At 63.2% G+C, this 25920-nt stretch carries 26 protein-coding genes; 9 read left to right on the forward strand and 17 right to left on the reverse strand.

All coding sequences use genetic code 11. The annotated features are described in order from the left end of the window. Window positions 1-2: 2 nt before the first annotated feature. The 3 genes from PXK07_RS04645 to PXK07_RS04655 form a co-directional block, all read right to left on the reverse strand. Complete coding sequence (locus tag PXK07_RS04645; protein ID WP_274847027.1) at window positions 3-515, reverse strand: AAA family ATPase; 513 nt, start codon at window positions 513-515, stop codon at window positions 3-5. A gap of 16 nt (window positions 516-531) precedes the next feature. Further along, on the reverse strand, window positions 532-1005 hold the full coding sequence (locus PXK07_RS04650; RefSeq protein WP_274847028.1) for a RidA family protein: 474 nt from the start codon (window positions 1003-1005) through the stop codon (window positions 532-534). 150 nt (window positions 1006-1155) lie between these two features. Beyond that, complete coding sequence (locus PXK07_RS04655; RefSeq protein ID WP_274847029.1) at window positions 1156-1869, reverse strand: glycosyltransferase family 25 protein; 714 nt, start codon at window positions 1867-1869, stop codon at window positions 1156-1158. A gap of 95 nt (window positions 1870-1964) precedes the next feature. On the opposite strand from PXK07_RS04655, the gene PXK07_RS04660 reads away from it, so the two are divergent. Continuing rightward, window positions 1965-2525, forward strand: coding sequence for an NYN domain-containing protein (locus tag PXK07_RS04660; RefSeq protein ID WP_274847030.1), 561 nt, complete (start codon window positions 1965-1967; stop codon window positions 2523-2525). A gap of 72 nt (window positions 2526-2597) precedes the next feature. Here PXK07_RS04660 and pnp read toward each other — a convergent pair whose 3' ends face one another. The 12 genes from pnp to rbfA all read right to left on the reverse strand — a co-directional run bounded on the left by pnp (window position 2598) and on the right by rbfA (window position 15572). Further along, window positions 2598-4739: a polyribonucleotide nucleotidyltransferase gene (gene pnp, locus PXK07_RS04665; RefSeq protein WP_274847031.1), complete on the reverse strand. Its 2142-nt coding sequence runs from the start codon at window positions 4737-4739 to the stop codon at window positions 2598-2600. Window positions 4740-4947: 208 nt separating this feature from the next. Beyond that, the gene (locus PXK07_RS04670; RefSeq protein ID WP_274847032.1) at window positions 4948-5235 is read right to left on the reverse strand and encodes a DUF6525 family protein; all 288 of its coding nucleotides are present in this window, start codon (window positions 5233-5235) and stop codon (window positions 4948-4950) included. Between the two features lie 111 nt (window positions 5236-5346). Next, window positions 5347-6495 carry an acetate/propionate family kinase gene (locus PXK07_RS04675; RefSeq protein ID WP_274847033.1) on the reverse strand — a complete coding sequence of 383 codons (1149 nt, stop codon included), beginning with the start codon at window positions 6493-6495 and terminating at the stop codon, window positions 5347-5349. Next, complete coding sequence (locus tag PXK07_RS04680) at window positions 6492-7901, reverse strand: bifunctional enoyl-CoA hydratase/phosphate acetyltransferase (RefSeq protein WP_274847034.1); 1410 nt, start codon at window positions 7899-7901, stop codon at window positions 6492-6494. The genes PXK07_RS04675 and PXK07_RS04680 overlap by 4 nt, the downstream gene beginning before the upstream one ends. Further along, window positions 7891-8646: an enoyl-ACP reductase FabI gene (gene fabI / locus PXK07_RS04685; RefSeq protein ID WP_274847096.1), complete on the reverse strand. Its 756-nt coding sequence runs from the start codon at window positions 8644-8646 to the stop codon at window positions 7891-7893. Before fabI ends, PXK07_RS04680 begins: the two co-directional genes overlap by 11 nt. Window positions 8647-8667: 21 nt before the next feature. After that, window positions 8668-10401 carry a PHA/PHB synthase family protein gene (locus PXK07_RS04690; RefSeq protein WP_274847035.1) on the reverse strand — a complete coding sequence of 578 codons (1734 nt, stop codon included), beginning with the start codon at window positions 10399-10401 and terminating at the stop codon, window positions 8668-8670. A gap of 221 nt (window positions 10402-10622) precedes the next feature. Then, a complete protein-coding gene (gene rpsO / locus PXK07_RS04695) occupies window positions 10623-10892 on the reverse strand; it encodes a 30S ribosomal protein S15 (RefSeq protein WP_274847036.1) in 270 nt (89 codons plus the stop codon). Between the two features lie 210 nt (window positions 10893-11102). After that, window positions 11103-12170 carry a calcium-binding protein gene (locus tag PXK07_RS04700; RefSeq protein WP_274847037.1) on the reverse strand — a complete coding sequence of 356 codons (1068 nt, stop codon included), beginning with the start codon at window positions 12168-12170 and terminating at the stop codon, window positions 11103-11105. Between the two features lie 128 nt (window positions 12171-12298). Further along, on the reverse strand, window positions 12299-12805 hold the full coding sequence (locus PXK07_RS04705; protein WP_274847038.1) for a DUF1643 domain-containing protein: 507 nt from the start codon (window positions 12803-12805) through the stop codon (window positions 12299-12301). 44 nt (window positions 12806-12849) lie between these two features. Next, entirely contained in the window at window positions 12850-13758 is a 909-nt protein-coding gene (gene truB / locus PXK07_RS04710) for a tRNA pseudouridine(55) synthase TruB (protein WP_274847039.1), read from the reverse strand. Between the two features lie 681 nt (window positions 13759-14439). Beyond that, complete coding sequence (locus tag PXK07_RS04715) at window positions 14440-15177, reverse strand: phosphodiester glycosidase family protein (protein ID WP_446728351.1); 738 nt, start codon at window positions 15175-15177, stop codon at window positions 14440-14442. Next, window positions 15177-15572: a 30S ribosome-binding factor RbfA gene (gene rbfA / locus PXK07_RS04720; protein ID WP_274847041.1), complete on the reverse strand. Its 396-nt coding sequence runs from the start codon at window positions 15570-15572 to the stop codon at window positions 15177-15179. Before rbfA ends, PXK07_RS04715 begins: the two co-directional genes overlap by 1 nt. A gap of 105 nt (window positions 15573-15677) precedes the next feature. On the opposite strand from rbfA, the gene dapB reads away from it, so the two are divergent. Continuing rightward, window positions 15678-16487 carry a 4-hydroxy-tetrahydrodipicolinate reductase gene (dapB, locus tag PXK07_RS04725; RefSeq protein WP_274847042.1) on the forward strand — a complete coding sequence of 270 codons (810 nt, stop codon included), beginning with the start codon at window positions 15678-15680 and terminating at the stop codon, window positions 16485-16487. A 10-nt stretch (window positions 16488-16497) separates the two neighbouring features. Here dapB and PXK07_RS04730 read toward each other — a convergent pair whose 3' ends face one another. Both PXK07_RS04730 and PXK07_RS04735 read right to left on the reverse strand, forming a co-directional pair. Then, entirely contained in the window at window positions 16498-16830 is a 333-nt protein-coding gene (locus PXK07_RS04730; protein WP_274847043.1) for an NIPSNAP family protein, read from the reverse strand. A gap of 38 nt (window positions 16831-16868) precedes the next feature. Next, window positions 16869-17069, reverse strand: a complete 201-nt coding sequence (locus PXK07_RS04735) for a DUF1674 domain-containing protein (RefSeq protein ID WP_274847045.1) — start codon at window positions 17067-17069, stop codon at window positions 16869-16871. Between the two features lie 100 nt (window positions 17070-17169). On the opposite strand from PXK07_RS04735, the gene PXK07_RS04740 reads away from it, so the two are divergent. From PXK07_RS04740 to PXK07_RS04770, 7 genes are all read left to right on the forward strand, one after another. Further along, a complete protein-coding gene (locus PXK07_RS04740) occupies window positions 17170-18444 on the forward strand; it encodes an RsmB/NOP family class I SAM-dependent RNA methyltransferase (protein WP_274847046.1) in 1275 nt (424 codons plus the stop codon). A gap of 104 nt (window positions 18445-18548) precedes the next feature. Then, entirely contained in the window at window positions 18549-20291 is a 1743-nt protein-coding gene (locus tag PXK07_RS04745; protein ID WP_274847047.1) for a heparinase II/III family protein, read from the forward strand. Window positions 20292-20313: 22 nt separating this feature from the next. Further along, window positions 20314-21903, forward strand: a complete 1590-nt coding sequence (gene purH, locus PXK07_RS04750) for a bifunctional phosphoribosylaminoimidazolecarboxamide formyltransferase/IMP cyclohydrolase (protein WP_274847048.1) — start codon at window positions 20314-20316, stop codon at window positions 21901-21903. A 19-nt stretch (window positions 21904-21922) separates the two neighbouring features. Then, a complete protein-coding gene (gene lspA / locus PXK07_RS04755) occupies window positions 21923-22405 on the forward strand; it encodes a signal peptidase II (protein ID WP_274847049.1) in 483 nt (160 codons plus the stop codon). Window positions 22406-22459: 54 nt separating this feature from the next. After that, on the forward strand, window positions 22460-22981 hold the full coding sequence (locus PXK07_RS04760; RefSeq protein WP_274847051.1) for a DUF3035 domain-containing protein: 522 nt from the start codon (window positions 22460-22462) through the stop codon (window positions 22979-22981). Window positions 22982-23216: 235 nt separating this feature from the next. Continuing rightward, window positions 23217-24569 carry a M16 family metallopeptidase gene (locus PXK07_RS04765; protein WP_274847052.1) on the forward strand — a complete coding sequence of 451 codons (1353 nt, stop codon included), beginning with the start codon at window positions 23217-23219 and terminating at the stop codon, window positions 24567-24569. A 5-nt stretch (window positions 24570-24574) separates the two neighbouring features. Further along, window positions 24575-25897, forward strand: coding sequence for a M16 family metallopeptidase (locus tag PXK07_RS04770; protein WP_446728352.1), 1323 nt, complete (start codon window positions 24575-24577; stop codon window positions 25895-25897). Window positions 25898-25920: the final 23 nt, after the last annotated feature.

The following is a 25920-nucleotide window of genomic DNA, read 5'->3' on the forward strand; positions in this document are numbered from 1 at the left end:
TGTCATTTCGAGGGTGTTTCTGCGGGGGCGGTGTGAAACACGATATTGAACCCCTCCTGCGGGCTGGGCGGGGCAAAGTGTTTCGAGAACTGGTGAAACTGTTCTTCGCTGGCGGCAAACGGGTGATCGCCTTGCGCGTTTCGCGTTCGTAGGCGGGCCAGGCAGACCTCATCCGGAACATCGAGCACATGCAATTGATGGGCCGCGTCGGTGTGGTCCAGAAGGCTGCGCATCCATTCGCGTTGCTGCACCGTGTTGGCTGCGAAATCCAAGACCACAGAGACGCCCGCGTTCAACAGGTCAACGATATGGGGCGCGATGGCCGCGCGCAGCCTGGCGGTGCAGCGCAGGAAATCCGCGCCAGAGCTGATCTCGCCGGGAAAGAGCGTGCTGAGCCACTCGTCCTCGGCGACCAGAACCGCGTTGTCCTGGCGTTTCAGGTGCTGGGCCAGGGTGGATTTGCCGGATGCGATCTTGCCGCACAGGATGTACAGGGTTGGAGCGGTTTGAGACATGTCTGGTCCCGGACAGTCACCCATCCGACCTGATCCGAAACACCGCTTCGATCTCAACCGCAGCATTTGACGGCAGGCTTGAGCTGCCAACGGCAAAGCGGACGTGATTTGCCCGTTCCGCGCCAAAGACCTGCACCATCAGATCGGATGCGCCGTTCACGACTTTGGGGTGATCGGTAAAACCGGGGCTGGCGTTCACGAAGGCGCCCAGCTTGATCAGTCGTTCGATCTTTTCCAGATCGCCAATGGCGGCCTTGGCCCGCGCCAGGATGCCGATTGCGCAGAACCGCGCGGCTTCGATTCCCTGCTCGATCCCAAGGTCCTGGCCCAGCTTGCCGCTGACGACTTTGCCATCGGCGCCGATGGAGATCTGTCCGGAGATGTAGAGATACTCGCCATCCACAAGATAGGGCGCGAAGTTTCCAAGCGGGTTGGGGGCTTTTGGCAATTCGAGGCCAAGGTTTAGTAAATTCTGTGCGATCGAATCCATTTCAGCAATTCCAATATGATACAACGGACCTTTCTAGCGCAGGCAAATCCGCGGGCAAATGAAGAAACGCGGTCCGCCAGCTGGTTCGTAGGCTGATGCTGGGTTTGCTTGTGGAATGATGACAGTGGCGATGCCAGGCCGGTCCGACTGTTACCCCTTTTGTGGGCGGGCCGCGACCTGGGCGCGGTAGAGTGCGCGTTTGAATTCGCGCGCCAGCTTGTTGCCGCCTTTCTTGCTCTGGATGGTGGAGCCGCCCAACGCCTCGGTCAGCTCTGATACGCCATTGGGCAGGATGGTCTGGATCCGCTGGCCGTGCACCCAGTGCATCTGCAAGAACGTATCCACGGGCCGGTCGATGGTGGTGCTGGCGGCCAGAAGGTTTGCCGCCGCATTGCGCCCCACCACCTGCGCCACCGTCTGCAGACCGATCACGCGGGGCAGGAACAGCTTGGCGGCGCCGTTCTGATCGATGCTTGCGACCGGGGTTTCGCGCCGTTTGGCGGGCAGGCGGATGAAACTGTCGACATCGGCATGGGTTTCCACCAGCGATAGCGCTGTTTGCCAAAGTTCCGGCTCCACCGACAGGTCATCCTCGACGATCAGCGCATGGTCCCAGCCCTCATCGACGATCCGCTGCCAGCACGTCCGGTGCGACAGGAAGCAGCCGACCTCGCCCGGTGACAGGGGAAAGGGATAGCGTGGCGTATAGAAATCCCCTTTGCGTAGCGGATGCAGCCTGTGGGCTACGGCGTCGCGGCCGTTCACGGCCTCTGCCACTTCGGCATGCGGCAAAGTGTAGAGCAGATGTTCGACATTTGCGGCGCGTTTGGCATTGCCGGACATGTGGATGATCAAGGAGTGCATGAGCAAAAGCCTTAAACCGCTTTGGTCAGCGAAGGAAGCGCGCCGTTTCCGCGATGTTGGATTGACTTGCCGGGTGTCGGGCGTAGGGTCGCCCTATGCGTGTTCAGGCTGTTCTTTTTTCCATTTCAATTGCGGCGACCCTGGTGGCGATCATGGTGCCCGGCCTGCAGGATCTCCTGTTGCTGAGCCTGCCATCGGTGCTGGCCAGTCTGATCCTTCTGATCCGTGCCATTGCTGCCAGGGAGAAGGCGGCAGACACTCGACAGCCCGTCGTGCTGGATGGATCAAACGTCATGCATTGGCGTGATGGCGTGCCGCAGCTGGAGACCGTTCGCGAGGTCGTGTCCTGCTTGACAGCAGAAGGCTACGCTCCTGGTGTGATTTTCGACGCCAATGCAGGCTACCTGTTGTCCGGCAGCTACATGCACGATGGCAGCCTTGCCAAGGCGCTGGGCCTGCCGCGTGACCGGGTCATGGTTGTACCAAAGGGCACGCCCGCCGATCCGGCAATCCTGATGGCGGCCCGGGATCTTGGCGCGCGGATTGTGACCAACGACCGTTACCGCGACTGGAGCGAGGATCATCCAGAAATCGGCACCCCCGGTCATTTGATCAGAGGGTCTTTCCAGGGCGGTCGGCTTTCGCTGGATCTGTGAGGATGCCCGACGGCAAAGAAAAGGCCCCGCCGTTGCCAGCGGGGCCTTTCGATGTCTAGACGAGGCTGCGGATCAGTCCGCGGCTTCCTCTTTCTTTTCAGGCGCGGCGGGTTCGCCGGTTTCCTGATCGACGACTTTCATCGACAGGCGTACCTTGCCACGATCGTCAAAGCCCAGAAGCTTGACCCAGACCTCCTGGCCTTCCTTCAGAACGTCCGACGGATGGTTCAGGCGGCGGTTCTCGATCTGGCTGACGTGCACCAGGCCGTCGCGCTTGCCGAAGAAGTTCACGAAGGCGCCGAAGTCGACGATCTTGACGACCTTGCCCTTGTAGATGGCGCCCTCTTCCGGCTCTGCCACGATCGCGTGGATCATGTCATAGGCCTTCTGGATGGCTTCACCGTTGGAGGAGGCGATCTTGATCACGCCATCGTCGTTGATGTCGACCTTGGCGCCGGACACTTCGACGATCTCGCGGATGACCTTGCCGCCCGAACCGATCACTTCACGGATCTTGTCGGTCGGGATGTTCATGGTCTCGATGCGCGGAGCATGGACGGAGAAGGCGTTGGTTTCCGACAGGGCCTTGGCCATTTCGCCGAGGATGTGCAGACGACCGGCCTTGGCTTGCTCCAGGGCTTTCTCCATGATCTCGGGCGTGATGCCTGCGACCTTGATGTCCATCTGCAGCGAGGTGATGCCGTTCTCGGTACCAGCCACCTTGAAGTCCATGTCGCCGAGGTGGTCTTCGTCACCCAGGATGTCGGACAGGATCGCGTAGGAACCGTCGTCTTCCAGGATCAGACCCATGGCAACACCGGCCACCGGCGCCTTCAGCGGAACGCCCGCGTCCATCATCGACAGCGAACCACCGCAGACCGATGCCATCGAGGAGGAGCCGTTCGATTCGGTGATCTCGGAGACCACGCGGATGGTGTAGGGGAAGTCGGTTGCTGCGGGCAGAACCGCCTGCAGCGCGCGCCATGCCAGCTTGCCGTGGCCGATTTCACGGCGGCCGGGCGAACCCACGCGGCCCACTTCACCAACCGAGTAGGGCGGGAAGTTGTAGTGCAGCAGGAAGTTGGATTTGAAGTTGCCGTGCAGCGCGTCGATGAACTGCTCGTCATCGCCGGTGCCCAGCGTGGTCACCACCAGACCCTGGGTTTCACCGCGGGTGAACAGGGCCGAACCGTGGGTGCGCGGCAGCAGGCCGGTTTCCGACACGATATCGCGGATCTCGTCGGTCTTGCGGCCGTCGATACGCTTGCCGGTCTTGACCACGTCACCACGCAGGATGCCTGCTTCCAGCTTCTTCAGGGCAGAGCCGAGGTTCGCGTCTTCCAGCTGTTCTTCGCTCAAGCCTTCCTTGATGGCTTCGCGGGCGGCGGCAACAGCGGCGGTGCGCTCCTGCTTGTCGGTGATCGCGAAGGCGGCGCGCATCTGCTCTTCACCGGCGGCTTTGACCGCTTCATAGAGCTCGGAGTAATCCGGCGCGGCAAAGTCGAAGGGCTCTTTCGCAGCTTCTTCGGCCAGCGAGATGATCAGGTCGATCACCGGCTGGATCTGCTCGTGGGCAAAGGTCACGGCGCCCAGCATCTCTGCTTCGGTCAGCTCGTAAGCTTCGGATTCCACCATCATCACGGCGTTCTTGGTGCCGGCCACAACCAGGTCGAGGCGCTGCTCGGGGTTGAGGCGCAGATCCTGCATGTCGTCGACGGTCGGGTTCAGAACGTATTCGCCATCCTCGAAACCGACGCGGGCACCGGCGATCGGACCCATGAAGGGCGCGCCGGAAATGGTCAGCGCGGCCGAGGCGGCGATCATTGCGACGATGTCGGGGTCATTGACCAGATCGTGGCTCAGCACGGTGCACATCACCAGCACTTCGTTCTTGAAGCCGGGGACGAACAGCGGGCGGATCGGACGGTCGATCAGACGCGCGGTCAGGGTTTCCTTCTCGGTGGGGCGGGCCTCACGCTTGAAGAAGCCACCGGGGACCTTGCCCGCGGCGTAGTATTTTTCCTGGTAGTGGACGGTCAGGGGAAAGAAGTCCTGGCCGGGTTTTTGCTGGCGGGCAAAGGTGACGTTTGCCATCACCGAGGTTTCGCCGAGGGTGGCAATCACAGAGCCGTCTGCCTGGCGGGCAACCTTGCCGGTTTCCAGTGTGAGCGTTTCCTCGCCCCACTGCATCGATTTCTTCGTAACGTTGAACATATCAGCATCCTAAGTGGGAGCTCTCCCAGGCGTATCCCGGGTCTCCCGTTTGCGTGGCGGCCCCATTGCCGCCGGCCCCCTTGTATCTTTCTTTCGAGCGCCGGGGCCATGGCGCAACGTCTCAGATGCCCGGCCCTTACATCACTTTGCCTTGGATTGAAAGTAAAAGCGCCAGAAGCGCCTGATAGATTGACGATTTGTCGAGCGTTTAGCTTTGGCCGTGCGGGTCGCTTGTCCCCTGCTCCTGTGCCGCGCGTTTCAGCATGGCGGTTTCCACCTGTTGCAGCCGGGCCAGGGCCTGCGCATCCGAGCCGCCGCGTTGTTTCACCTTCATCCAGATGCTGCGGCAGGATCTTGGCGACCACGGCAGCGCCGCAGCCTGCATCCAGCTGCGCAACTCAGGCGGCAAGCGGTCATAACTCGCCATCGGATCCCCCGCCCGTTTGCGGATGGGCAGGCCGGTGGAACCAAGATTGCGACGAGAGGAACGGGGCATGGGCATACAGAGAGTCGTGAGGATATGGCATGTAATAACATAACCAATACCGCCCGCAAGAGGCTGGTGCCACCAGAGAACGAAGCTGCACCCGTGGGATAAGGTCTGCGCCTAGAGTTCAGCCGCAACCGCGCGGGCGATGATGCGTTCTTCATCGGTCGGGATGATCATCACGCGGGTCGATCCCGTGCCGATATCTTCCGCGTTTTGCCGGTTCAACTCCGGATCAATTCCAATGCCGAGGAAGCCCAGCCCGTCGGCGATGCGCTGGCGGATGGGGCTGGCGTTTTCGCCGATGCCGCCACAGAACACCAGGCCATCCAGCCCGCCCAGCACCGCAGACAGAGCGCCGATCTCGCGGCGGGCGCGGAAGACGTAATAGTCGATGGCCTCTGCCGCCTCGACCCGGTCCGAGGTCAGCAGATCCCGCATGTCCGATGACAGGCCGGACAGGCCCAACAGCCCGCTTTCGCGATACAGCAGTTTGGTGATGTCCTGCGGAGACATGCCCCGCTGGTCGATCAGATGCAGCACCACGCCCGGATCGATCTGCCCGCAGCGGGTGCCCATGGGCAGGCCATCCAGAGCAGAGAACCCCATGGTCGAGCCGACACTGCGCCCCTGCCGGATCGCGCACATGGAGGCGCCATTGCCCAGGTGGGCCACGATGATGCGGCCCTGGTGCAGGTCGGGGAAGCGTTCCGCGATCACCCCGGTCACATAGTCATAGCTGAGCCCGTGAAATCCGTAGCGGCGAATGCCCTCGTCATAGTAGCTGCGCGGCAGGGCGAAAGTGTCATTCACCCAAGGGTGATCACGGTGAAAGGCCGTATCGAAACAGCCGACCTGCACGGCATCCGGGAAGGCTCCCTTGGCGGCGGCAACGCCAGCCAGGTTATGCGGCTGATGCAGCGGCGCCAGCGGCTCCAGCTTGGTGAGCGCCTGCAGAACCTCTGTGCTCAGCACCACTGGCTTGGCGAAATCCGGCCCGCCATGCACGATCCTGTGGCCGATCCCTGCGATCTCCTGCCCCTTCATATGCGGCGCCAGCGCCTGCATCACCGCCTCCAGGGCAGCGGCATGATCCGGGGAGGCCACCGGCTGGGCGGTCTTGCCGTCCTGCGTGTGCAAGACCAGCCGTGCCGCCTGACCGATGCCGTCCACCTGACCGTGCAGCAGTTGCACAGGTTCCGCCGCGCTGCGGTACAGCGCGAACTTCATCGAAGAAGAGCCGGCGTTGAGCGTCAGGATCGCGGTCATGGCCGTGTCGCCTGGTTGAAAAGGGCGGCAATCGCGGCCGAGGCCACGCGGGTGCGGCTGTCATCGGCCCTGCTGGTCAGCATGATGGGAACCTGCGCGCCCAGAACGATCCCCGCCGCCTCGGCACCTGCCAGATACATCAGCTGCTTGGCGATCATATTGCCCGCTTCCAGATCGGGGGCCACCAGGATATCGGCCTGGCCCGCCACCTCGGAGATGATCCCCTTGCTGGCCACGGCGCGCATCGAAATCGCATTGTCAAAGGCCAGCGGCCCATCCAGCAGACCGCCGGTGATCTGGCCGCGATCCGCCATCTTGCACAGGGCGCCGGCCTCGACCGTGGACTGCAGGCGCGGGGTGATGGTCTCCACCGCCGACAGGATCGCCACCTTCGGGGTCTCGATCCCGATGGCGCGGGCCAGATCGATGGCGTTTTGCACGATATCGGCCTTGGTTTGCAGATCCGGTGCGATATTGATCGCCGCATCGGTGATCAGCAGCGGCTTGGGATAGGTGGGCACGTCCATCACGTAGATATGGCTCATGCGGCGTTCGCTGCGCAGCCCCTTGGTCTTGGAGACCGCCGCCGACATGATTTCATCGGTATGCAACGCGCCCTTCATCAGCGCCCGCGCCCGGCCCTGGCGCACCAGTTCGACCGCGCGTTCGGCAGAGGCGTGGCTGTGCGGGGTGTCGATGATCTCGAACCCCGTCAGGTCAAAGCCCGCCTCCCTAGCGGTGGCTTCGATGCGTGCCCGCGGTCCGACCAGAATAGGCGCGACCAGATCCAGATCGCGGGTCAAGATCGCGCCCTCAAGCGAGGTCTTGTCGCAGGGGTGAACAATGGCCGTGCTGAGCGGCGGTGCCTCTTGCGCAGCGGCTAGCAGCCGGTCGAAGGTGGCACCCTTGCGGTGCATCACCAGATCGGGCATCGCCACCCGGGGGCGCCGGATCTTCTTGTCCGGCGCAATGACTTCGGCCTGACCGGTGATCACCGGCTCACCCTCACCGATGGAGCAGAGACAGTCCAGCGTCAGGCGCTTCTTTTCGAGGTCCTTGCCAACCACGGTGACGCGCACGGTGACCGTATCGCCGACGCCGACCGGTTTCAGAAACTTTAGCGACTGGTTCAGGTAGATGGTTCCCGGACCCGGCAGCCGGGTGCCGAGCACATTAGAAATCAACGCGCCGCCCCACATGCCATGGGCGATCACCCGGTGAAAGATATCGCCCTGGGCAAACTCCTGATCCACATGGGATGGGTTCACATCGCCCGACACGACGGCAAAGGCATCGATGTCCTGTGCCGTCAGGGTGCGCACCAGCTCGGCATGATCACCCACATCGATCTCGTCGAAGGGCCTGTTTTCGATATATTCCATGTTGGCATCATCGTCATACGACATGGTGTCCTCCGTCGATATAGGCCGTGTTGCCGCTGACCGAGCGGGCAAAATCCGACACCAGGCAGGCAGAGAGGGCGCCGACTTCCTCGATGGTGGTCAGCCGGTGCAGGGGCGCATGAGCCTTGGCGTCGTCGATCAGCGCGTCAAAATGATCGATACCCGAAGCGGCGCGGGTTTCAAGGGGGCCCGGCGACATTGCGTTGACCCGGATGTTCTTGGGACCCAGTTCGACCGACAGATAGCGCACCGTGGATTCCAGCGCGGCCTTGACCGGTCCCATGATATTATAGTGGTCCACCACCTTTTCCGCCCCATGGTAGGACACGGTCAGGATGGTGCCGCCCGTCGCCATCAATGGCTCGGCCAGCCGGGCCAGGCGGATCAGCGAATGGACCGAGATATCCATCGCCGTGGCGAACCCCTCGCGCGAGCAATCGACCACCCGGCCGTGCAGATCTTCGCGCGGGCAATAGGCGATGGAGTGCAGCAGGAAATCCAGCCTGCCCCAGCGGTCCTCGATCTCGGTGAATACCGCCTCGGTCTGCGCACTGTCGGTCACATCCAGCGGCAGCAGCAGATCGGCCTCCACGGCCTCGGCCACCGGCTGCACGAAACGCCGGGATTTCTCGGATTGATAGGTCAGCGCGATATCGGCACCCGCCGCCCGGCAGGCCTTGGCGCAGCCCGCCGCGATGGAGTGGTCATTTGCAACGCCGACAATCAGCCCCTTTTTGCCGCGCAGCAGATCAGCTGTTGGAAACATGGCTCAGTCCATTCTCACATAGGATCCGGGTGCCGCTTCCAGCGCGGCGGTGATGACGCGGGCCGCCGTCTTGCCGCTGGAGCGCGCCGCCAGCCAGTCGGCCCAGGCGGGCCACCAGCTGCCCTCGTGTCGGCCTGCCACCTCCAGCCAGTCTTCCGGCGGCAATGCCTTGTCCTGGTCGCGCACGGTGTGCAGGCGGAAATGGCGCCGCTTGTGGCCGGGCTCGGACACCACCCCGGCATTGTGCCCGCCATTGGTCAGGACGAAGGTCACATCCGCATGGCCCAGGTTGTGGATCTTGAACACGGATTTCCACGGCGCGATGTGATCGGTTTCGGTGCCCACCGTGAAGACCGGAACGCGGATGTCGCGCAGCGAGACGGCATGACCATCCACATGGTAGCGCCCGGCGGCCAGATCGTTGTTGAGGAACATCTTGCGCAGATATTCCGAATGCATCCGCGCGGGCATCCGGGTGGTGTCCATGTTCCAGGCCATCAGATCGTTCATCGGCAGGTCATCCTCGCCCATCAGATAGCTGCGGATCATATGCGACCAGATCAGATCGTTGGAGCGCAGCATCTGAAAGGCGCTCATCATCTGACCCGAATCGAGATAGCCCTGTGCCTCCATCACATCCTCCAGGAACGAGACCTGGCTTTCGTTGATGAAGAGCATCAGCTCTCCGGCTTCGCTGAAATCGGTCTGCGCGGCCAACAGGGTCATGCTGTGCAGCCGGTCATCGCCGTCCCGCGCCATGGCGGCGGCGGCAATCGACAACAGCGTGCCGCCCAGGCAATAGCCGACCGTGTGCACCTTGCCCGCGCCGGTCGCCGCGCAGATGTGGTCCAGCGCCGCCATCGGCCCCTGTTGCAGGTAGTCGGCCATGCCAAGCGCGGCATCCTCGGCCCCCGGGTTGCGCCAGGAAATCATGAAGACGGTGAAACCCTGCTCGGTCAGGTAGCGCACCATCGAGTTTTCCGGGCTGAGATCGAGAATGTAGTATTTCATGATCCAGGCGGGCACGATCAGGATCGGTTCGGCCTGAACCGTTTCCGTGACGGCCTCGTATTGGATCAGTTCCATCAGGTGGTTGCGGTAGACCACCTTGCCCTTGCTGGTGGCCAGATCCTGCCCGACCCGCAGCTGCGGCTGCGGTTTTTCCCCGGCCAGCGTCGCCTGCCAGTCCCGAAACAAGGCCGCCCCGCCGCGCATCAGGTTGCTGCCGTGCTCCTGCGCGGTGCGGGCCAGGGCTTCGGGGTTGGTGAACAGGAAATTCGACGGCGCCACCGTGTCCATCATCTGGCGCATCAGGAAGGTCATCGCCCGCTCGTGCGAGGGGCTGAGGCCCGGCACGTTCGAGGTGGCCTGATCGGCAAACTCCTCGGCCAGCAGGAAGCCTTGCGCGATGGATGAATAGGGCTGTTTCGACCAGGCCTCCCCGGCAAAGCGTCGATCGGGACGCTGGCTGGGGGCATGGGCCTCCTGTGCCGTTTCCTGCGCGCCCATGCCCATCCATTTCAGCCAGTTTTCCTGCGCCTTGAGCGCGAGGGAGAGCTTCTTGTCCGGCGCCAGGGCCAGATGCAAGGCCCAGTCACTGATCATGTTGACGGTCGAAACGGGGGAGGCGCCGCGGGTCAGCCGGGCGAGTTCCTTGCGCAAGATCCGGGCCTGATCGTCACTGCTGCTATCGGCCAGTGCCTTGTCGCCACTTGGCGTGTCCTTCAAATCTCTCATCGAAAACCCGTCGCTTGCCTTGCTGTGCCTTGGAGCTAATCCGGCAATGTGACAGGGGTGATACAATGGCGCCCTCAGGGCCGGTAAAGCAGGTTGTCAGCAGAAGAAGGCGGAAATTTCAGCACCACAGTGCAGGCAGGGTGCCAGGCATTCGAATAGCCCATGAAAAACGCCCGCTCCAAAAGGAACGGGCGCGATGCATCGAAATGCAAAGGATGCGCTTAGCGGCGGATGCCCAGGCGCTGGATCAGGTCCTGGTAACGGGCCTCGTCCTTGCCTTTGGTGTAGTCCAGCAGCTTACGACGCTGAGCAACCATCTTCAGCAGACCGCGACGACCGTGGTTGTCTTTCTTGTGGGTCTTGAAGTGCTCGGTCAGGGTGTTGATGCGCGAGGTCAGAATGGCAACCTGAACTTCGGGCGAACCGGTGTCGCCTTCTTTGGTTGCGAATTCTTTCATCAGGCGTGCTTTTTCTTCAGCAGTGATCGACATCGGGGTCTCCTTCATAAGGTTAGAGTGGATGGCGCAGGCCGGGATGTCGTCCAGCACAGGCCCATGGAGAAATCCGCCGCGATTCCACGGCAGATGGGCGCGTATAGGAGGTTTTGCGGCAAAAAGCAAAGGAGATGTTGGCATGGCTGTTGTTTCAGTTCAGCCGCGCAGCGCACCCGCGACCGCGGCAGGCGATCCAGGGCGCGGCAGTCAGAGCAAGGGCAGCGTCGGGAAGGCCGGATCGTCGGTCGCCATCAGCTGGATATCCGATGGATCAAGCGGTGCCGCGCCGGTCACCCGTAGCGCTTCTTCCCCGTCAAGTCGGATGATCTGTTCGCCCGGGTTGTCCGGATTTTCTTCCACGGTGATTTCCGGTTCCGGTTCGCTGCCCGGTTCCCACAGAACGATCAACTGGTCCTCGGCCGGGTCGTAATCCACCAGATCCACCGCCACCTGGGTGTCATCCAGATCGCCAGCGATAATCTGATCCGCGCCGGCGCCTGCGGTCACGATATCCCCGGCGCCGGCAACAAGGGTATCCGCCCCATCGCCGCCATTGAGGAAATCGCTGCTGACCCCGTCATCGGCGCCCCAGACCAGATCATCACCGGTGCCGCCAAACAGGACATCTTCCTCGGCGCCGCCGGCCAGCGTGTCATCGCCGTCATTGCCATGCAGGGAATCACGGCCCCAGCCGCCATCCAGCTGGTCGTTGCCCCGCCCGCCGTGGCCAAGGTCATCGGCACCGCCGCCGCTTAGGGTGTCATTGCCGAAATGGCCGTAAAGGCTGTCATCCCCGGCATCACCGGTCAACAGATCGCCGCCGTCCTCGCCATGCAGCAGATCGCGACCCTCGCCGCCTGCGATCGTGTCACGGCCTTCGCCGCCATGCAGGACGTCGTGACCTTCTCCGCCCTCAAGCCGATCATCCCCATCATAGCCATTGAGCTGATCGTCGCCGCCCTCTCCGGAGAGGAGATCCGCGAAATCGCTGCCGGTCAGGAGATCAATATCGTCGTCGCCCTCCAGGGTCAGCCCCTCGGGGGTGTCCTCTGTCGGGGGGGTATCCGTGCCGGTATCGCCCGTATCGGGGTCAGGGCTGTCCGGATCAGTGGTATCGGGATCCAGAAGATCTGACACCGGGGTGGTATCGCTGCCTTCATCCGAAGGCATGTCGTCGGTGTGGCTGTCATCCGCAGCATCGTCATCGCCGCTGAAATCGACAAAAACCACGCTGCCAACAGCCACGAGACCCAACAGACCGGCCAACCAGAACATTACCCCACACCCCACAGCACGCAAGTCAGCATTACATCGTCTGACAGCATCTCACAGAGCGCCCTTGCATTCAAAACAAATGGGGAACATCGGTAAACAAGATGCTACCGATGTGGGAAGCGGGGGAATTACTCCCAAGGCAAAGGGGCTTGGCTGTAGGCAATATAGAGCGGGTGCTTCGGGTGACCGTGCTTGCTGAGGCCCAGGTGATGCAAAGGGCGGCCCGTCGCCCGCAGCGCGGCTTCGATTCGGGGGCCTTGATCGCGGTGGGCGCCATGGGTGCCCCAGGCGCAGATGATCCGATCCGCCCATTCGGCACCGGATAGGATCGCGGCCTCATTGCCGGGTCCTTCGGGATCCTCGGCGGCGCGCATCACGCGCGGGTCCGTGGCGCGGATGGCAAAGATATTGGTGGCGCGGAAGCCGCCGAATCCCAAGGCCCGCGCCCGCCGCTCGCAGCGTTCGATGGTGGGGTCGTTCTGCACCTCGGTCGCGGTCGAGGGGTTCAGCATCACGAACATCACCTTTGCCCCTTCGGGATCCCAGACCCGCGTCAGGCTGTAGCGATAGGTTTCGCAGTCGGAATAGACGGCGGTGGAGGGCGCATCGCCCTTGGTATGGCTGCGGGTGATCATGGGGCAGGGATGCCACGGCGCCCCCAAAGGGGCAAGCGCGGGCGTCAGAGGTTGAAAACCCGGTTCGGGTGCAGCTCACCGGATTTGTAGATGCCCACGGCAACCGGCTTGCCTTCGAAGGAGGCCCAGGCTTCGTCGCCGTATTCCACGCTTGATGCCAGCACCATGCCGGGATTGCCGTTGCGCAGGCGGGTGGCGCCTTCGGGGGTGCATTTCAGCTCGGGCAGATCAGCGAGACCTTCCTCAAGCGGGCGCAGGTGGGTGTCGAGTTCCGGTGTGCGCTGCATCCGTTCGATCTCGTCCAGCGTGAGCCCGTCGGCTGCGTCGAACGGCCCCGACCAGATCCGGCGCAGCTCCTTGACGTGGCCATGACAGCCAAGTGCTGCGCCCAGGTCGCGGGCGATGGAGCGCACATATCCACCCTTGCCGCAGGTCATCTCCAGCACAACGTGATCGGCGTCGGGACGGTCCACCAGCACCAGCTCCTCCACCCACAGGGGGCGGGCGGCGATCTCGAAATCCTCATCTCCGTCGCGGGCCAGCTTGTAGGCGCGCTGCCCGTCGATCTTCACGGCCGAGAATTTCGGCGGCACCTGCATGATCTCACCGATGAACTGGCCAAGTGCTGCCTTGATCTCCTCGTCCGAGGGGCGCGCATCGCTGCTGGCGATCACCTCGCCCTCGGCGTCGTCGGTATTGGTCGCCTGACCCAACCGCACGGTAAAGGTATAGGCCTTCAGCGCATCGGTGATATAGGGAACCGTCTTGGTCGCCTCGCCCAGGGCCACGGCCAGAACGCCCGTCGCCTCAGGATCGAGTGTGCCCGCATGGCCGGCCTTCTTGGCCTCAAGCGCCCAGCGCACCTTGTTCACGACAGCGGTCGAGGTCAGCCCTGCGGGCTTGTCCACCACCAGCCAGCCGGAAATATCGCGCCCCTTGCGTTTGCGTGCCATGCCTGTTCCCCATGATGTCGTGTGAGGCGCGCGGCGTAGCGCAGAGCGGATTGCCTGTCAATTCATCTGCACGCACTGTGTCACGAAGAGTGGTCAGACGAGCCAGAGGAGAGATGCAAGTGAAGGATCGCGTAGAACTCTTGCGCAGATTGCGGGTCGAACAGTCAGCAGAGGCTCAACCCCTTTCAGGGCAAGACTTTGTTGATGCCATGGGGAGTGAGGATCCGGCACTTGGCGCGCTTGCATATGGTGTTTTGCTTGCGCCCAATGCCACGAAACGGTTTGCGCGAAGTCATCTCGTTCCAGTGTTCGACGCGGCCTTGGCGTTTCTGCTTCAGTGCATCAGGGAAGACCCGGAGGTTGGCGACAGAGATCTGCACGACAGGGGTTAAGCGCTGTTTGAGCTATCTTTTCTTTACGGCGTGCGGAGTAGATTTGGCTGTGAAGCAGAACTCGATGTGCTCTTTTGGGATCGGGTGGAGCAGTTCCTACGCGCCTACCACCCGGGTTTTTGGACGAGTTCACAACTCATTTCCTCGAAGGGCAAAGGTTGAGTAAAGACCTGCGGCAGAGGCTCAGGGCGTGGCTCGGCGATTCGGTTCTGTCGGGCTATGCGCATGATTTTGAAAGTGCGATGCAAATGCGCTTGTAGCTGCCCTTTCCATGCTTTGGCGATCGCAGTCACTCCACCACGCCCACAACCGGCCCCATGGCAAAACCCGCATCCGAGCGTCCCAGCTCAGGCGCGTGCAGGCGGGAGATGTTGCCATCGAAATACAGCGCATTGGGCAGCTTCAGGTGGTCCCGGAACAGGCTGCCGAACTGGTGAAACGTCACCGCATTGCGCGAGATGACAAAGACCGCGCGCTGCCCGTCCGCCGAGGTGCCCACCCCGTTGCGCACGTAATAAGACGTGGAGCCAGGCAAAAAGCGCGGGTGCAGTTCCCCGTCGATCACCAGCATCGGCCCCGATTGGGTGGCATCGCGGCAGGTGGTGCCCAGGTCGCGGAACTTGAGCGTTTCGATCACATCGGCGCGGCTGTCGTTGATGCAGAAGACGCCATTCGGCAGCAGGCCGAAATTGCCAGGGCCTGCGTTGGGTATCAGCCGCATCTCCTGCTGGCCATCCTCCACGTAAAGCCCCACCGGAGAGCGGTCCGCGTGGTACATCCCGGCATTGGTGGCGAAGGCAAGGCTTTTGCCCGCCTTGGCCAGTTCCGCCTCGATGGGGGTGAAATGGCCGTAGGGTTTGCCGTTCTCGGCGCGCAGGAACAGGCGCAACTCTTCGCGGCCCGCGTCTACCTCGCAGATGGTGTAGCGGTTGCCGTCATAAGATGCGTTGCGACATTCGACAGCGGCGGCGCTGCTGGCCCAGAAGCCCGCCAAAAGGGCAGCGCAGATGGACGCCGCCCGAAAGATCACTCTTCGATGTCGCGGCGCACCGCGTCCTGGTTCAGCATCCGGCGGGTGTCATCCATCTGATCAAAGGTCTGATCCAGCTGGAAGCGCAGATCGGGGGTGAACTTGAGCCCCAGCTTCTTGCCCACCGCGCGGCGCAGCTCGCTCTTGTTGCGGGCGAGCAGCTTCAGCACATCCTCCTGCCCCTTGCCGCCCAGCGGCAGCACATAGGCGGTGGCGATCTTCAGATCCGGAGAGGTGCGCACCTCTCCGACCGTGATCGACATGCGGTTCAGCTCGGGGTCGTGGATGTCGCCGCGCGCCAGCACCTCGGACAGGGTGCGGCGGATCAGCTCGCCGACGCGCAGCTGACGTTGAGAGGGGCCGGGGCCATCATGGAATTTGTTCTTTGCCATGGGTTCGATCTATGCCGAAAGCAGCCCTTTGCCAAGACACGTCCAAAAGGGTAGGACAAAAGCCGCAAGAAACGAAGCGCCAGCTTGGGATAAAGGATCAGGCCAATGACTCATAAACCGGGTATCGTGATTACCGGAGCTTCCGGTCGCATGGGGCAGATGCTGATCAAGACCGTGCTGGACAGCGACAAGGCCACCCTGGTCGGCGCAGTCGAACGCAGCGGCCACGATTGGGTCGGTCGTGACGTGGGTGAGGCGATGGGCGGTGCGCCGGTTGGTGTCACCGTCACCGATGACGCGCTGGAGGCCTTTTCCAAGGCACAGGCGGTGATTGATTTCACCGCGCCCGAGGCGACGCTGGAATTTGCCGCGCTTGCAGCGCAGGCCCGCGCCGTTCATGTGATCGGCACCACCGGCATGACCGATGAGCAGATCGCCCGGCTCGAACCTGCCTCGCGCCATGCCGTGATCGTGCGGGCGGGCAACATGTCTCTGGGCGTGAACCTTCTGGTTCAACTGACCAAAAAGGTCGCCGCCGCGCTGGACGAGGATTTCGATATCGAGGTGATCGAGGCGCACCATCATCATAAAGTAGATGCCCCTTCGGGCACCGCGCTGATGCTGGGTGAAGCCGCCGCCGAGGGGCGCGGCGTGAAACTCGCGGATGTTTCGGACCGGGGGCGTGACGGCATCACCGGCGCACGCAAACGCGGCGATATAGGTTTCAGCGCCATTCGCGGCGGCGACATCGTGGGCGAACATGACGTGCTGTTCGCCGCTGCCGGAGAGCGCATCGTTCTGCGCCACATGGCCACCGACCGCGCGATCTTCGCCCGTGGCGCGCTGAAAGCGGCGCTGTGGGGGCAGGACAAATCCCCGGGCGAATACGACATGATCGATGTCTTGGGGCTGTAAGCCCCACGGCTCAAGGGGTCGGAGTTTCCGCGAAGCCTTCAAACCCTTCGGTTGTCTCGGCGATTGAGGCTTCGAAGTGTTCGATCATCGGCATGACGATCGGCTCCACGTCCTTTTCCCAGACGGGGCCGTCATAGAAGGCCGCCTTGATCCGCTCGCGCGCCTCCATTGATGGAAAGGCGCGCAGCCAATGCACCACGTCGGGATCCTCAAGATCGCGCATGGGCCCAAAAACCAGCATGCCAGCCGCGCGCAGGGCCGGGCGGTTCACGGTCTCGAAAAATCGGATAAACTCTTCGCGCTTGCCGGGTTTCAGGCGGTAGCGGCGGATTTCAAAGATCATTTGGGACCTCCGGGGCTGATGAACGTCGGGTTCAGCCATCAGAAATCGATGGCGATGCCCTTTTTCTCCCAGTCGCCATAGCGCGCGGGATCGGGGCCATCGCGGCCGCCCAACTCCTTGGGCAGCGGGGTCTCGGCCTCGGCGGCCTTGCGGCGTTCCTCGGCCTCGGCCAGGGCGCGCTGGGCGGCGGGGGGCAGGTCTTTGGGCGCAGGGGCCTTCGGTGTGGTCTCGTCGCTCATCGCGGGTTCCTTTATACTCAGCCCATGATATACGCCCCTGTCCGGCGGGAACAAGTCACCGCCGGTGGTCCCCAAGTCGCCAGAGAAAGCCAGAACCCCGATGTCCGACAAAACCCCCGATCCGCTTCAGGCCCGCAAATCCGCGATCTACCTTCTGGATCAGGTGCTGGGCGAGGGGCGGCTCTTGGCGGAATGCTATGCCGCGGGGGCGCTGGAGAGGCTTGCCCCCGAAGAGCGTGCACGGGCGCAGCGATTGGCGGTCGAGACCCTGCGCAGCTTGGAGCGGGCAGACCGGGTGTTGCAGAAACACCTGAAGAAGACGCCGCCGCTGACGGTGATGAATGCGCTGCGCCTTGGCACGGTCGAACTGTGTTCGGGTGGCGCGGCGCATGGGGTGGTGAACGCGATGGTGACGATCGTCTCGAAGCATCGCCGCCATGGGCAATTGAAGGGCATGGTCAACGCGGTCTTGCGCAGGGTGGCCGAGAAGGGACCGGCGGAATGGGCAAAGCTGCGCACGCCGCGCCTGCCGAACTGGCTGCGCAAACCGCTGGTGCAGGCCTGGGGCGCCGAGGCGATGTTGGGGATCGAGGCCGCGCATTTTGCAGGTGCGCCGCTGGATATCACCGGCAAACCCGGCGCGGATCTCTCGGCCCTGGGCGGTGAGATGCTGCCAACCGGATCGGTGCGGTTGACGGAGGCCGGTCAGGTCTCGGCCCTGCCGGGCTATGCGACCGGGGATTGGTGGGTGCAGGACGCGGCGGCAGCCCTGCCTGCGCGGATGATCAACGCGCAACAGGGCGAGCGGGTGCTTGATCTTTGTGCAGCGCCCGGTGGCAAGACCATGCAGATGGCGGCAGCGGGCGCGCAGGTCACCGCAGTGGATGCCTCGGCGGGGCGGATGGAGCGGCTGCAGGAGAACCTGTCGCGCACCGGCCTCAGCGCCGATCTGATCGTCGGCGATGCACTGGAACAGACCGGCCAGTTCGACGCGGTGCTGCTGGATGCGCCCTGCTCGGCCACCGGCACCATCCGTCGCCACCCGGATCTGCCCCATGCCAAGGACGGCAGTGAATTCGGCGCCTTGATAGAATTGCAGGCGCAGATGCTGGCCCATGCCTGGACCTTGGTCAAACCCGGCGGGCGCATGGTCTTTTGCACCTGTTCGCTGCTGCCGGACGAAGGCGAATGCCAGGTTGAGGAGGCGCTGGATATGTTCCCCGAGATGACAGCGGATCGCACCTGTTTCGAGGGGCTTGGTGTCGATCCTGCCTGGATCACCGAAGAGGGCGGCCTGCGCCTGCGTCCCGACTATTGGGCGGATCGCGGCGGCATGGATGGCTTCTATATGGCGCTTTTGCGCAAGGCCGCCTGATCAATTCTCGCCCATGGGGCGCAGCCGGGCTATTCTTCGGTGACTTGGACAATGGGCCGGGTTATGCTGCGACCAAAACGCCAATGGCGTGAGGCGGAAAGAGCATGTCCAGATACGACCGACTGGCGGGGCGCGGAACCCGCCTGATGAACCGGATATATGCCTGGCGGGCGCGCAAGCAGCCTGCGGCCACCGGATTTGTATCCCAGCCCGAACCCCGTACCATCGGCAGCTTTGCCCGCGGGCGGCAGCTGGTTGCAGGCAATCTCTTGCTGGCGGGCTACCTCGTCGAATCGACCACCACCGGCCTCTGGGAGGTTGCCGCCCCCGATGCCGCCTTTGATGCGGAGCGTCACGGGTTTGCCTGGCTCGACGATCTGGCCGCCGTGGGGGACATCAAGGCCCGCGTCAAGGCGCAGAACTGGGTCTGGGGCTGGATCAGGGCGCATGGGCGCGGCACCGGTCCCGGCTGGTCGCCGGATCTGACCGGGCGCCGGGTCATTCGCTGGATCAACCACGCGCTGTTTCTGCTCAGCGGCAAGGAGCGAGAGGAGACCGAAGCCTTCTACCGCTCCCTGTCGCAGCAGACCTGGTTCCTGGCGCATCGGTGGCAGGGGGCGACGCCCGGCCTGCCCCGGTTCGAGGCGCTGGCGGGGCTGATCTACGCGGGCCTGGCCCTGCAGGGAAAAGAGGAACTGGCCGATCCGGCGATTCGCGCCCTCAGCGAGGAATGCGCGCGCCAGATCGACGATCAGGGCGGGTTGCCGACCCGCAATCCCGAAGAACTTTTGGAGGTCTTCACCCTTCTGACCTGGACCGCCGCCGCCCTGCACGAGGCGGGCCGGACAGTTCCCGCGCCGCAGACCGCCGCGATCGAGCGTATCGCGCCCACCTTGCGCGCCCTGCGCCACAGCGATGGCGGGCTGGCGCGGTTTCATGGCGGCGGGCGTGGCCTTGAGGGCTGGCTGGATCATGCTTTGGCGGCCAGTCATGTGGCTGCACGTCCGCTCGACGGGCTGGCGATGGGCTATGCGCGGCTGTCGGCGCGCCGTACCTCGGTCGTGGTGGATGCCGCCCTGCCGCCGCAGGGACGGGCCTCGGGCAATGGTCATGCCTCGACCCTGGCGTTCGAGCTGACCTCGGGGCGGCGGCCACTGATCGTCAACTGCGGCTCGGGAGAGACATTTGGCCTGGAGTGGCGCCGTGCCGGGCGGGCAACGCCTTCGCATTCCACCCTCTGCCTTGAGGGCCATTCCAGTGCCCGCCTTGCGCCGCCGAACCGGAGCAGCGGTCAGGAAGAGCTGACAGGTGGGCCACGGGACGTGCAGGTGCAGCTGGAGCAGTTGAGCGATGGCAGCCGGTTTCAGGGCGGTCACGATGGATATGTCCGTGAATTCGGCCTGACCCATGCGCGCACGCTGGACCTGTCCTTTGATGGGCGCGCGCTGGCCGGAGAGGACATGCTGGTGGCGCTGGACGAGGCGGCTGAGAAGCGCTGCTCGGCGGCACTGGATGGCCATGCAGATGGGGGGATCGGCTTTGATATTCGCCTGCATTTGCACCCGGAAGTGGATGCGGCCCTTGACTTGGGCGGCTCGGCGGTATCCATGGCGCTCAAGAGCGGGGAAATCTGGGTTTTCCGTCATGACGGCACCTGCGAGTTGAAGCTGGAGCCGGGTGTCTACCTGGAGAAGACCCGCTTGAAGCCGCGTGCGTCAAAACAGATCGTTTTATCCGGCCGGGTGATCGACTATGCCACCCGCGTCCGGTGGACGCTGAGCAAGGCGCAGGAAACTGCCGATGCCGTGCGCGACCTGAACCGGGATGACCCCGAGAGTATTGACTGAGCCTGCAAAGGACCGCCCTGCCATGACCGACCTTCACCCCGTACGCCGTGCGCTGCTTTCCGTATCCGACAAGACCGGCCTCATTGAGCTGGGCAAGTCCCTCGCCCAGCGTGGCGTCGAGCTGCTCTCGACCGGCGGCACCGCCAAGGCGCTGCGCGATGCGGGGCTTGAGGTGAAAGACGTCTCGGATGTGACCGGTTTCCCGGAAATGATGGATGGCCGGGTGAAGACGCTGCACCCGATGGTGCATGGCGGGCTGCTGGCCCTGCGCGACAATGACGCCCATGTGGCGGCGATGAATGAGCACGGCATTGGTGCCATCGATCTTCTGGTGGTGAACCTCTACCCGTTCGAGGCAGCCCTGGCGCGCGGCGCCGATTATGACGAGATGATCGAGAATATCGACATCGGCGGCCCGGCGATGATCCGCGCGGCCTCCAAGAACCACCTGTTCGTCAACGTGGTCACCGATGTGGAAGACTACGACACCCTGCTGGCAGAACTGGATGCGAACGAGGGCCAGACCTCTTATGTGTTCCGTCAGCGCCTGGCCCAGACCGCCTATGCCCGCACCGCCGCCTATGATGCGGCCGTCTCCAACTGGATGGCGGGCGCTCTGGAACTGGAAGCGCCGCGCCGCCGTGCCTTTGCCGGAGAGCTGAAGCAGACCCTGCGCTATGGCGAGAACAGCCACCAGACCGCAGCCTTCTACACTGACGGTTCCAACCGTCCGGGTGTCGCCACCGCCGTGCAGTTGCAGGGCAAGGAGCTGTCCTACAACAATATCAACGACACGGATGCCGCCTATGAACTGGTGGCCGAGTTCGACCCGAGCGAAACCGCTGCCGTTGCCATCATCAAGCACGCCAACCCCTGCGGTGTGGCGCGGGGTGCCACCCTGGTCGAGGCCTATCAGAAGGCGTTCGACTGCGATCGCACCTCGGCCTTTGGCGGGATCGTGGCGCTGAACCAGCCGCTGGACGCCGAAACCGCCGCCAAGATCACCGAGATCTTCACCGAGGTGGTGATCGCGCCCGGTGCTTCGGAGGAGGCCAAGGAGATCTTTGCCGCCAAGAAGAACCTGCGCCTGCTGCTGACCGACGCGCTGCCCGATCCGCGCAAGGCGATCACCGCCTACAAACAGGTCGCAGGCGGCATGCTGGTGCAGGATAAGGATGTTGGCTACATCGGCATGGAGGACCTGAAGGTCGTCACCGAAAAGGCCCCGACGGATGAACAGATGCAGGATCTGCTGTTCGCCTGGAAGGTCGCCAAACACGTGAAATCCAACGCCATCGTCTATGTGAAAGGCGATGCCACCGTGGGCGTGGGCGCCGGCCAGATGAGCCGTCTGGACAGCGCCAATGTCGCTGCTGCCAAGGCGCAGCGCATGGCGGATGAGCTGGGCCTCGATGAAAGCCTCGCCAAGGGATCGGCGGTGGCCTCGGATGCCTTCTTCCCCTTCCCCGACGGTCTGCTTGAAGCGGCGGCTGCAGGTGCCACCTGCGTCATCCAGCCGGGTGGCTCGATGCGCGACGACGAGGTGATCAAGGCAGCCAACGAGGCCGGTCTGGCGATGGTCTTTACCGGCATGCGCCACTTCCGTCACTGATCTGCGAACGACCAGGGATATGGCAGCACGTATGATGTTCTGGGGCGCCTTCTGGGCCTTCTTGTTGGATCAGGTCAGCAAGTATCTGGTGATTCACGGAATGGATCTGTCGCAGCGCCAGGCCATCGACGTGCTGCCGCCCCTGCTGAACTTTCGCTATGGTGAGAATACCGGCATCAATTTCGGCCTGTTCGGCGGCGGGGACGAGGCGTCCCGCTGGATCCTGATCGCCCTGTCCTTGGTGATCTGCACCGCATTGGTCATCTGGATCAGCCGCTCCCACGCGCACGGGCGGATGATGGCCCTGGCCGCCGGTCTGGTGATCGGCGGTGCGCTGGGCAATGTGGCGGATCGGCTGCTATTCGGTTATGTGCTCGACTTTCTGAACATGTCCTGCTGCGGCATCAACAATCCATTCGTGTTCAATATCGCCGATGTCTTTATCTTTGCCGGTGCCGCCGGGTTGATCCTCTTTGACCGGAGCGGCAAAAACCCCGCGTGACCTCGGTTTCATTTTGCGGTAGAAGAGCCGGGAAACTGGCAGGAGTATCTGGGAATGCGGATCCCTTTGAGCATGATTGTTCTGGTGGGTGCAGTGGCCGTTGCGGGCTGCTCGCAAAAGGGGCTGCGTGATATTCGCAAGACCGGCACCGGCCCGGATGAATTCCTGGTGCTGCCAAGCAAGCCACTGTCCGAGCCAGGTGACTACTCAAGCCTGCCGACACCGACACCGGGTGGCACCAATATCACCGATGCAACGCCGCAGGCCGATGCTGTGGCCGCGCTGGGGGGCAAGGAGTCCGCGCTGGTGCCGTCTCAGGGTGTGCCAAGTGCGGATCTGGCGCTGGTCTCTGCCTCCAGCCGCTACGGCGTGTCGCCCGGCGTGCGACAGGAGCTGGCCGAGGAAGATGCCAAGTTCCTCAAGCGCAAGCGGATCACCGGGCGCATCAGGCTATTCCCCGTTGACCGTTACGAGCAGATCTATGCCAAGCAGACGCTCGATCCCTTCGACGTGAATGACCAGTTCCGCCGAGCAGGTGTTGCCACCCCTTCGGCCCCGCCCCCGAGCGGCGAGTAACACCGGAATCGTTGGCCTATCATAAAATCGCCAGTGAACCGCTGCTCTATCACATCTGTGATGGCCAGCCTTGCGCCTTTGCCACTTCGGCTTAGGTTGCGGTTAACCATGATCGCTCCAATATGATGAGGATCCCGCGCGCTCCGATGGCAGCGGTTCTTCCCAGCCTTTCGGAGCTTCGGACGTTTCGGCCAAGGGCGGTTTGTCCCTGGCCAAGAGGATTGGAGAACGCCGCATGATCCGCAAGATCGCTTTGAGTGCCCTTGCCCTGACCGCTCTGCTCACTGCGCCTCTGCGCGCCGGGCAGAAGGCCGATGACATGGTGACGGGTTTTACCCTGGACAATGGAATGGAGGTCGTGGTGGTCGAGGATCACCGCGCGCCCGTGGTGCAGCACATGGTCTGGTATCGTGCCGGATCCGCGGACGAACCTCCCGGCCAGTCGGGAGTGGCCCATTTCCTGGAACATCTCCTGTTCAAGGGAACGGATACTCTTGCGCCGGGCGAACTGTCGGCCACCGTGGCGGCCAATGGCGGGCGCGACAATGCCTTCACCAGCTATGATTACACCGCCTATTTCCAGCGCATCGCCTCGGACCGGCTGGAGCTGATGATGAAGATGGAAAGCGACCGCATGGTCAATATCCGTCTCAGCGAGGAAGAGATCGCGACCGAACGCCAGGTGATCCTGGAAGAGCGCAACCAGCGCACCGACAACGACCCGCGCGCCCTGTTCCGCGAACAGCTGCGCGCGGCGCAGTACCTCAACCATCGCTACGGGCAGCCGGTGATCGGCTGGCGGCATGAAATGGAAACGCTGGACCGCGAGGATGCGCTGTCCTTCTACGAGACATACTATGCACCCAACAACGCCATCCTGGTGGTGTCGGGCGATGTGACACCGGAAGAAGTGCGCACCCTGGCAGAGAAGTATTACGGCGTGATCCCGGCCAATCCCGATCTGCCCGAACGATTCCGCAGCCAGGATCCGCCTCAGACAGCGGCGCGGCGCATGACCTATCGCGATCCCCGCGTGGCGCAGCCCTATGTCCAGCGCAGCTACCTGGCGCCCGAACGCGATAGCGGCGCCCAGGAAAAGGCGGCAGCGCTTTATCTTCTGTCCGAACTGCTGGGCGGCGGCAGCACCTCTTACCTTGCCAATGCGCTGCAGTTCGATCAGCAGCTCGCGGTCTATACCGGCGCCTTCTACTCCGGAGTGTCCCTGGACAAGACCAGCTTCACCCTGCTGATCGTCCCGGCCGAGGGGGTGGATCTGCAGCAGGCTGAAGACGCCCTGGACGCAACGGTGGCGCGGTTCCTGGAAGACGGCGTCGATGCGGCGCAGCTTGAGCGGATCAAGCTGCAGCTGCGCGCCTCTGAGATTTACGCGCGCGACAATGTGGACGGGATCGCCAATCGCTATGGCCGGGCGCTGACCTCGGGGTTGACGGTTCAGGACGTGCAGGACTGGCCCAACATCCTGCAATCCATCACCGCCGACGAAATCATCGCCGTCGCCAAAGAGGTCCTGCAGCCAGAGGTTTCTGTCACCGGTTGGATGATGCGCCCCGAGGAGGTCACCCAATGAACGCCATGACCACGATCCGCGCGGCCCTGTTTGCCTGCCTTTCGCTCCTGCTGTCGGCCTTGCCCGCAACGGCGGAGATCGACATCAAGGAGGTCACCTCGCCGGGTGGTATCACCGCCTGGCTGGTGGAGGATCACTCGATCCCCTTTGCCGCGCTGGAGCTCAGGTTCCGGGGCGGTACATCGCTGGATGCGCCGGGCAAACGCGGGGCCATCAACCTGATGACGGGCCTTCTGGAAGAAGGTTCCGGTGATATGCGCGCGCAGGAATACGCAAGGGCGCTGGAAAGCCTGGCCGCCAGTTTTTCCTATGATGTCGACAAGGAGGCCGTTTCCATTTCGGCCCGCTTCCTGAGCGAAAACCGGGACGCGGCCATCGCGCTGTTGCAGCAAACCCTGCTGGAGCCGCGGTTCGATCAGGACGCTTTGGACCGGGTGCGGGCGCAGGTGCTGTCCGGGCTGCGCTCGGATGAGAAGGATCCCAACACACTTGCAGGCCGCGCCTTTGGCAGAATGGCCTATGGCGATCACCCCTATGGCAGCGACGGTCAGGGGACGATTGAAACAGTCTCCGACCTGAATCGCCAGGACATGTTCGATGCCCATGCCGCGGTTCTGGCGCGCGATCGCCTTTATGTCAGCGCCGTCGGGGACATCACCGCAGAGGAGCTGGGCGCGCTGCTGGACCGCCTGCTTGGCGACTTGCCCGAGGCCGGTGCGCCGCAGCCCGAACCGGCAGAGGTGACCATTCCGGGCGGCACCACGGTGATCGATTTCGACACGCCGCAATCCGTTGCCCTGTTCGGCCATATTGGCATCGACCGGCACGATCCGCGCTTTTTCGCAGCCTATATCATGAACCAGATCCTGGGCGGTGGCGCCTTCGACAGCCGCCTGATGAGCGAGGTGCGTGAGAAACGTGGCCTCACCTATGGGGTCTATTCCTACCTGGTGCCGCGAGATTTGGGATCGGTCTACATGGGCTCCTTCGCCTCGGCCAATGGCAAGATGGCCGAAGCGGTCGAGGTTGTGCGCGCCGAATGGAGCCGGATGGCCGCCGAGGGCGTCACCGAGAAAGAGCTGCAGGACGCCAAGACCTATCTGACCGGGGCCTATCCGCTGCGGTTCGATGGCAATGGGCAGATCGCCTCGATCCTGGTGGGCATGCAGATGGATGCGCTGCCGATCGACTATGTCGCGACCCGCAATGGCAAGATCAACGCCGTTACGCTGGAGGAGATCAAACAGGTGGCGTCCGAAGTGCTGCTGCCCGAGAATCTGCATTTCGTGGTGGTTGGACGGCCCGAAGGTCTGAAGACGGGCGGCTGATCCCAGCCACATCGCGAAAAACG

This window comes from Phaeobacter sp. QD34_24 (genome assembly GCF_028890115.1).
Classification (GTDB): Bacteria; Pseudomonadota; Alphaproteobacteria; order Rhodobacterales; family Rhodobacteraceae; genus Phycobacter.

Excerpts from the sequence above, each read along its gene's own strand:
- PXK07_RS04645 (WP_274847027.1), bottom strand. The coding sequence starts at position 515 with ATGTCTCAAACCGCTCCAACCCTGTACATCCTGTGCGGCAAGATCGCA.
- PXK07_RS04650 (WP_274847028.1), bottom strand. The coding sequence starts at position 1,005 with ATGGATTCGATCGCACAGAATTTACTAAACCTTGGCCTCGAATTGCCA.
- PXK07_RS04655 (WP_274847029.1), bottom strand. The coding sequence starts at position 1,869 with ATGCACTCCTTGATCATCCACATGTCCGGCAATGCCAAACGCGCCGCA.
- PXK07_RS04660 (WP_274847030.1), top strand. The coding sequence starts at position 1,965 with ATGCGTGTTCAGGCTGTTCTTTTTTCCATTTCAATTGCGGCGACCCTG.
- pnp (WP_274847031.1), bottom strand. The coding sequence starts at position 4,739 with ATGTTCAACGTTACGAAGAAATCGATGCAGTGGGGCGAGGAAACGCTC.
- PXK07_RS04670 (WP_274847032.1), bottom strand. The coding sequence starts at position 5,235 with ATGCCCCGTTCCTCTCGTCGCAATCTTGGTTCCACCGGCCTGCCCATC.
- PXK07_RS04675 (WP_274847033.1), bottom strand. The coding sequence starts at position 6,495 with ATGACCGCGATCCTGACGCTCAACGCCGGCTCTTCTTCGATGAAGTTC.
- PXK07_RS04680 (WP_274847034.1), bottom strand. The coding sequence starts at position 7,901 with ATGTCGTATGACGATGATGCCAACATGGAATATATCGAAAACAGGCCC.
- PXK07_RS04690 (WP_274847035.1), bottom strand. The coding sequence starts at position 10,401 with ATGAGAGATTTGAAGGACACGCCAAGTGGCGACAAGGCACTGGCCGAT.
- rpsO (WP_274847036.1), bottom strand. The coding sequence starts at position 10,892 with ATGTCGATCACTGCTGAAGAAAAAGCACGCCTGATGAAAGAATTCGCA.
- PXK07_RS04700 (WP_274847037.1), bottom strand. The coding sequence starts at position 12,170 with ATGTTCTGGTTGGCCGGTCTGTTGGGTCTCGTGGCTGTTGGCAGCGTG.
- PXK07_RS04705 (WP_274847038.1), bottom strand. The coding sequence starts at position 12,805 with ATGATCACCCGCAGCCATACCAAGGGCGATGCGCCCTCCACCGCCGTC.
- truB (WP_274847039.1), bottom strand. The coding sequence starts at position 13,758 with ATGGCACGCAAACGCAAGGGGCGCGATATTTCCGGCTGGCTGGTGGTG.
- rbfA (WP_274847041.1), bottom strand. The coding sequence starts at position 15,572 with ATGGCAAAGAACAAATTCCATGATGGCCCCGGCCCCTCTCAACGTCAG.
- dapB (WP_274847042.1), top strand. The coding sequence starts at position 15,678 with ATGACTCATAAACCGGGTATCGTGATTACCGGAGCTTCCGGTCGCATG.
- PXK07_RS04730 (WP_274847043.1), bottom strand. The coding sequence starts at position 16,830 with ATGATCTTTGAAATCCGCCGCTACCGCCTGAAACCCGGCAAGCGCGAA.
- PXK07_RS04735 (WP_274847045.1), bottom strand. The coding sequence starts at position 17,069 with ATGAGCGACGAGACCACACCGAAGGCCCCTGCGCCCAAAGACCTGCCC.
- PXK07_RS04740 (WP_274847046.1), top strand. The coding sequence starts at position 17,170 with ATGTCCGACAAAACCCCCGATCCGCTTCAGGCCCGCAAATCCGCGATC.
- PXK07_RS04745 (WP_274847047.1), top strand. The coding sequence starts at position 18,549 with ATGTCCAGATACGACCGACTGGCGGGGCGCGGAACCCGCCTGATGAAC.
- purH (WP_274847048.1), top strand. The coding sequence starts at position 20,314 with ATGACCGACCTTCACCCCGTACGCCGTGCGCTGCTTTCCGTATCCGAC.
- lspA (WP_274847049.1), top strand. The coding sequence starts at position 21,923 with ATGGCAGCACGTATGATGTTCTGGGGCGCCTTCTGGGCCTTCTTGTTG.
- PXK07_RS04760 (WP_274847051.1), top strand. The coding sequence starts at position 22,460 with ATGCGGATCCCTTTGAGCATGATTGTTCTGGTGGGTGCAGTGGCCGTT.
- PXK07_RS04765 (WP_274847052.1), top strand. The coding sequence starts at position 23,217 with ATGATCCGCAAGATCGCTTTGAGTGCCCTTGCCCTGACCGCTCTGCTC.
- PXK07_RS04770 (WP_446728352.1), top strand. The coding sequence starts at position 24,575 with ATGACCACGATCCGCGCGGCCCTGTTTGCCTGCCTTTCGCTCCTGCTG.